The organism is Mesorhizobium sp. M1A.F.Ca.IN.020.03.2.1 (assembly GCF_004023205.1).
Taxonomy (GTDB): Bacteria; Pseudomonadota; Alphaproteobacteria; order Rhizobiales; family Rhizobiaceae; genus Mesorhizobium.
This window is the reverse complement of sequence record NZ_RZSV01000298.1, coordinates 1-5,656: the sequence shown is the minus strand read 5'-3', so window position 1 is coordinate 5,656 and position 5,656 is coordinate 1. Positions and strand designations below refer to the sequence as shown.

Below are 5,656 nucleotides of genomic sequence, written 5' to 3'. Positions count from 1 at the left end.
GGTCAAGGCCGCGGCCGCCCGCTACCTGGTGCTCGACCGCTCGACGACCGGCTATCTCCTGCCGCAACAACAGGCGGGGAATTGATGATGAGCATGGAACGTGGACGAATGGGCGCTTCTTCCCTTCTCCCCTTGTGGGGTCCGAGGGACGGGGCGAGACCCGTGGCTCGCCCCCGGGCGGTGGACGCGAAGCGGCCGGATGAGGGGTGCTCCAGCTTGGCGGCATGCTCGAAATCGCCGCAGTCTCGTTCCTTCCAGCACCCCTCATCCGTCTCGGCGCTGCGCGCCGATCCACCTTCTCCCACAAAGGGAGAAGGTGGGGTCTACCGTATCGTCGCAACCCTCTGCTTCGCCCTGTTCTTCCTGCTCTTGCCGGCGCTGGCCGCCCACGCGGAGATGAACATCCAGGAGGTGAAGTCGAAGAAAGGCATCACCGCCTGGCTTGTGGAAGACCATTCGATCCCGCTGGTTGCCATCCGCTTCGTCTTCGACGGCGGCACCGCGCAGGACCCTGCCGGCAAGGAAGGTCTGGTCAATCTGATGAGCGGCCTGTTCGACGAGGGCGCCGGCGACCTCGACAGCGAGGCCTTCCAGTCGAAGCTGGACGACGCCGGCGCCGAGATGAGTTTTCAGGCGGCACGCGACGGCCTTTATGGCTCGATGCGCATGCTGTCCGATCAAAAGGATGAGGCGTTCGGCCTGCTGAAGCTGGCGGTGAACAGCCCGCGCTTCGACCAGGCGCCGATCGACCGCATCCGCGCCCAGATGCTTTCGGGCATTCTCGCCAATGAGCGCGACCCCAACACGATCGCCCAGCAGCGCTGGCTGCGCGCGATCTATGGCAAGCATCCCTATGCGCGGCCGGATGAGGGGACGAAGGAGAGCCTTGCCACCATAACGGCCGCCGACCTCAAGACCTTTCGCAAAGCGAGTTTCGCGCGCGCCGGCCTGCATGTGGCGGTGGTGGGCGACATCGACGCCGCCACGCTCTCCGGCAAGCTGGACGAGGTGTTCGGCGACCTGCCGCAGACGCAGACGCTGGCCCAGGTGGCGGACGTGTCGCTGAAGCTCGGCCAGCAGCTGGAAGTGAACTACGATCTGCCGCAGACCTCGCTGCAGCTTGCCTGGCCTGGCGTCAAACGGAGCGATCCCGATTTTTACGCCGCGGTGCTGATGAACGAGATCCTCGGCGGCTCGACTTTCACGTCGCGGCTTTACGAGGAGGTGCGCGAGAAGCGCGGCCTTGCCTATAGCGTCAGCTCCGATCTCGTCGATCACGAGCATTCCAATGCGCTGCTGGTGACGACGGCGACGCGTTCCGATCGCGCCGCCGAGACGCTCGCCATCGTGCGTCAGGTGGTGAAGGAGATGGCCGAGAACGGCCCGACCGAGGAGGAGCTCGCGGCGACCAAGAAATACATGATCGGCGCCTACGCCATTAACAATCTCGACTCTTCCAGTTCCATAGCCGCGACGCTGGTCGAGCTGCAGCTCGACAATCTCGGCATCGACTACATCAAGCGCCGCGCCGCGCTGATCGATGCGGTGACGCTTGCAGACGTCAAGGCCGCGGCAAGGAAGCTTCTGTCGGCCGACCCGGCGATAATGGTGATCGGACCGCCGCTGGTGCAGGTGGCGGGAGCCCGCAAGGGATGAGCCCGACCTTCGCGGTTGCCTTCGGCGGCGGCGGCGCGCGGGGGCTGGCGCATATTCACGCCATCGAGGCGCTGGACGAGCTAGGGATCAAACCGGTGGCGATCGCCGGCTCCTCGATCGGCGCCATCATGGGCGCCGGCATGGCCGCCGGCATGCGAGGGGCGGAGATCCACGAGTACAGCCGCTTGATCCTCGGCAGCCGCGCCGAGGTGGCCGCGCGCATGTGGCGCTCGCGGCCGGGCACGATCGCCGAGGCCATGCAGGGCGGCATCCGCGTCGGCCAGTTCAATATCGAGCGCATCCTGAAGGCCTTCCTGCCTGACGCCATTCCGGCGACCTTCGAAGAGCTGAAGATTCCGCTCAAGGTGACGGCGACCGACTATTTCGGCCACAAGCTCGCGGTGTTCTCGCAGGGCGATTTGCAATCGGCGCTGGCGGCCTCGGCCGCCATTCCGGCGGTGTTCCGCCCGGTGATGCGCGACGACCGATTGCTGATCGATGGCGGCATCTACAACCCGGTGCCCTTCGACCTGGTCGAGAAGGATGCCGACGTCATCATCGCCATCGACGTGGTCGGGGCGCCGAGCGACGTCGAACGCAAGCATCCGACCACGGTCGACCTCATGTATGGCGCCACGCAGCTGATGATGCAGTCGATCATCGCCAACAAGCTGCGGCAGCACCCGCCGGATATTCTTATCCGTCCGGCCGTCTCGAAATACCGCGTGCTCGATTTCCTGAAGATCGAGACGCTGATGGCCGACACCGTCGAGATCAAGGACGAGCTGAAGCGCGCCGTCGAGAAGGCGGTCGCCGAGCGCGGCGGCAAGCTGGGCAAGGCGGTGTGAGCGGTGGGACAGGCCTGATCCGCTACGTGGAAGGACCGAGTTCTATTTGCCTGTGCGATGCAGTTTATCCATGTCTGCGTACAAGTACGCATTTTGTCATTAACTCTTCTTCGAATTCGACATTGACGCGCGCGCTGCGGTAGAGTTAATAATATCCTAATATATAGGGTAGCGCGAATTACCTCCCGACCGGCAACAACGAGTACGGCGCTACTGGGGTAGGGGAAAAGCAACGCGGCGATCATCGCCGTCGTAGCCATCACCATCGAGCCACCACCTGTCTGTGAATCGCCTTTTGGGCTGGCCGTTCACGGGCCGGACCGTCGGGTTGCGCCTGGTTGCATGGCACTCTGATCCTTTCCTCTCCCCGTAAGACTGGGCGCCGATTCGTCGGCATGGGGTAGTCAGCCGTCTCGGACGGCCAACGAGCAGGCGCGGAGCGCGTCTGCCAGGGGGATGAAAATAATGGCTACGCAAATCTCCGGTGCCGGCGGCACCACGACGTCGTTCTCCAACACGCCGCAGGCACAGGGCGATGTCTTCAACTACACGGAAGACAACGTGGTCATCGTGTCCGCATCCCAATCCATCATCCTATTGGACGTTTTGGCGAATGATTTGGGCGGCAATGCCAAGACCCTCTATTCGATCGACGACGGCACGTCCGCATCGACGGCTACGAAGCAATACGCGCCGATCGACCTGACGACCCAGGATGCGCAGGCAACCGGCATCTCCGCCTGGGAAGACATCGGCGGCGGCGTGCTGATCCGCATCAACAACGGCAAGGTCGAGATGAACCTTAGCGGTTATCTCGCGCAGCACGGCTTCACGAGCCTGCAGGCGCTCGGAGCCGGCGACCACATCAACGAGACTTTTACCTACGCAATCAAGCTCGGCAATGGAACGTTGAGCTGGGCGAGCGTCTCGGTCAACATTCAAGGCACCAATGACGGCGCCACCATCACAGCGGCGCCGGGCGCGGACACGACTGTGGTGGAAGCTGGCGGCGTCGCCAACGGCACGCCCGGCGACCCCGGCGCACATGGTCAGCTGATCATTTCGGACGTTGATGCCGGCCAGAACCATTTTCAGGCACCGCCGAGCCTCCAGGGCATGTACGGCACCTTCACTTTCGATGCGACGACGGGAGCGTGGACCTACGCGCTGAACCAGGCACTTGCCGACCCGCTGACGCAGGGCCAGAATGTCACCGACACGTTGACCGTGACATCCGCGGATGGCACGGCGAATTACAACATCGTCGTCAATATTACCGGCACCAACGATGCCGCGGTGCTGTCGGCCGATGTGAGGAACCTGACCGAGACCGATGCGGCCGCCGACATATCGAGCAGCGGCCAGCTGACCATCTCGGATGTCGACAGCCCGGCGACCTTCGTCGCCCAGGCCGGCACGGTCGGGACCTACGGCACCTTCGCCATCGATGCCGCCGGCGCCTGGACCTACACGGCCTCCTCGGCGCACAACGAGTTCGCCGCCGGCACCACCTACACCGACACCTTCGACGTGGTCAGCGCCGACGGCACCCACACCTCGGTGACCATCAACATCGACGGCACCAACGATGCCGCCATCATCGCCGGCACCACCAGCGGTGCGGTCGACGAGGACGGCGCCGACGCCCCGGTGACGGCGACCGGCTCACTGACGGCAAGCGACGTCGACAACACCGCCAACGCCTTCCAGGCCGCCAGCGGCAATGGCGACTCCGGCTACGGCAGCTTCTCCATCGATGCTGCCGGCAACTGGACCTACACGCTCGACGACACCAATCCGGCGGTCGACGCTCTCAACGACGGCGATCCGCTCAGCGACTCCTTCACCGTCTATTCCGAGGACGGCACGCCCCAGCTGATCACCATCTCGATCACCGGCACCAACGATGCCGCCATCATCGCCGGCAACGGCGCCCAGGACGCTTCGGTCACGGAGAAGAGCGCCGTTGCCAACGGTACGCCGGGCGATGCGACGGCCTCGGGCGACCTCAACGCAACGGATGTCGACGACGCGGCAACCTTCAACGTCCAGGCCGCCGTGGCCAAAAGCTATGGCACGTTCTCGATCGATGCCGCCGGCAACTGGAGCTATACGCTGGACGACAACAACGCCACCGTCCAGGCGCTGAACAGCACCGGTGCGAACACCACGCTGCATGAGCTGGTGACGGTCACCACCGCCGACGGCACCTCGCAGGTCATCGACATCACCATTAATGGCGCCAATGATGCCGCGGCGATCACCGGGACGGCCACCGGAACCGTCGTCGAAGCGGGCAGCTCGAATGGCGGCGGCACGCCGACAGCGACGGGCGACCTTCTGTCAACCGATGTAGACAACACCACGGATTCGTTCCAGGCCGTCAATTCCGCGACGACCAGCGCGCTCGGCTACGGCACCTTCACCGTAACCGCCGCCGGTGTCTGGACCTACACGCTCGACAATTCGAACCCGACGGTCAACGCGCTCGCTGACGGGCAGCCCTTGAGCGACAGTTTTACCGTCTATTCGGAGGATGGCACGGCAAAGCTGGTCTCGATCTCGATCACCGGCGCCGACGACGGACCACCTCGTTTTGCGCCGACCGACATCCAGCTGACGCCGAGCACAACAACGGGAGATGTAACGTTCAGTTCATTCCAATTCACGGGAGCACTGACCGCGACCGACCCGGATGCCGGCAGCTTCGTCTATAGCATCACCTCGCAATCGGACCCGGGGCTGTTTTCGATCACCGGCAGCACGCTGAGTTCGAGCCTGTCGGGCTTGTCACCCAGCAAGGTGTACTCCATCACCGTGCAGGCAACCCAGGTTGGCGACCCGGTCGGGCCCGCCTATCAGTACAGCGAGACGTTCCAGGTCATCACCGGTAGCAACGGCAATTCGGTCGACGGCGGTGGAGCAAATGGCGGCGACGACGTCCTCTACGGCAATGGCGGCGCGGACCAGATCTTCGGACTGGCCGGCAACGACACGCTGTTCGGGCAGGACGGCAACGACACGCTGAACGGCGGCGATGGCAACGACCGACTGGTCGGCGGCGTCGGCACCGACACACTCACTGGCGGGGCGGGGGCAGACCCCTTCTACTATTGCTCAGCCCTTTCGGATTTGCCCGCAACCGCCGCCAA

At 64.2% G+C, this 5,656-nt stretch carries 3 protein-coding genes; all 3 read left to right on the top strand.

The genetic code is table 11. The features are described 5' to 3' along the window. Window positions 1-330: 330 nt before the first annotated feature. On the top strand, window positions 331-1,656 hold the full coding sequence (locus EOA79_RS28830) for a pitrilysin family protein (RefSeq protein WP_245322396.1): 1,326 nt from the start codon (window positions 331-333) through the stop codon (window positions 1,654-1,656). Then, window positions 1,653-2,504: a patatin-like phospholipase family protein gene (locus EOA79_RS28825; protein ID WP_095824824.1), complete on the top strand. Its 852-nt coding sequence runs from the start codon at window positions 1,653-1,655 to the stop codon at window positions 2,502-2,504. The genes EOA79_RS28830 and EOA79_RS28825 overlap by 4 nt, the downstream gene beginning before the upstream one ends. A gap of 465 nt (window positions 2,505-2,969) precedes the next feature. After that, on the top strand, window positions 2,970-5,656 hold a 2,687-nt coding region (locus tag EOA79_RS28820; protein ID WP_206639284.1), incomplete at its 3' end, for a VCBS domain-containing protein.

Coding starts and splice junctions, on each gene's coding strand:
- EOA79_RS28825 (WP_095824824.1), top strand. CDS start 1,653: ATGAGCCCGACCTTCGCGGTTGCCTTCGGCGGCGGCGGCGCGCGGGGG.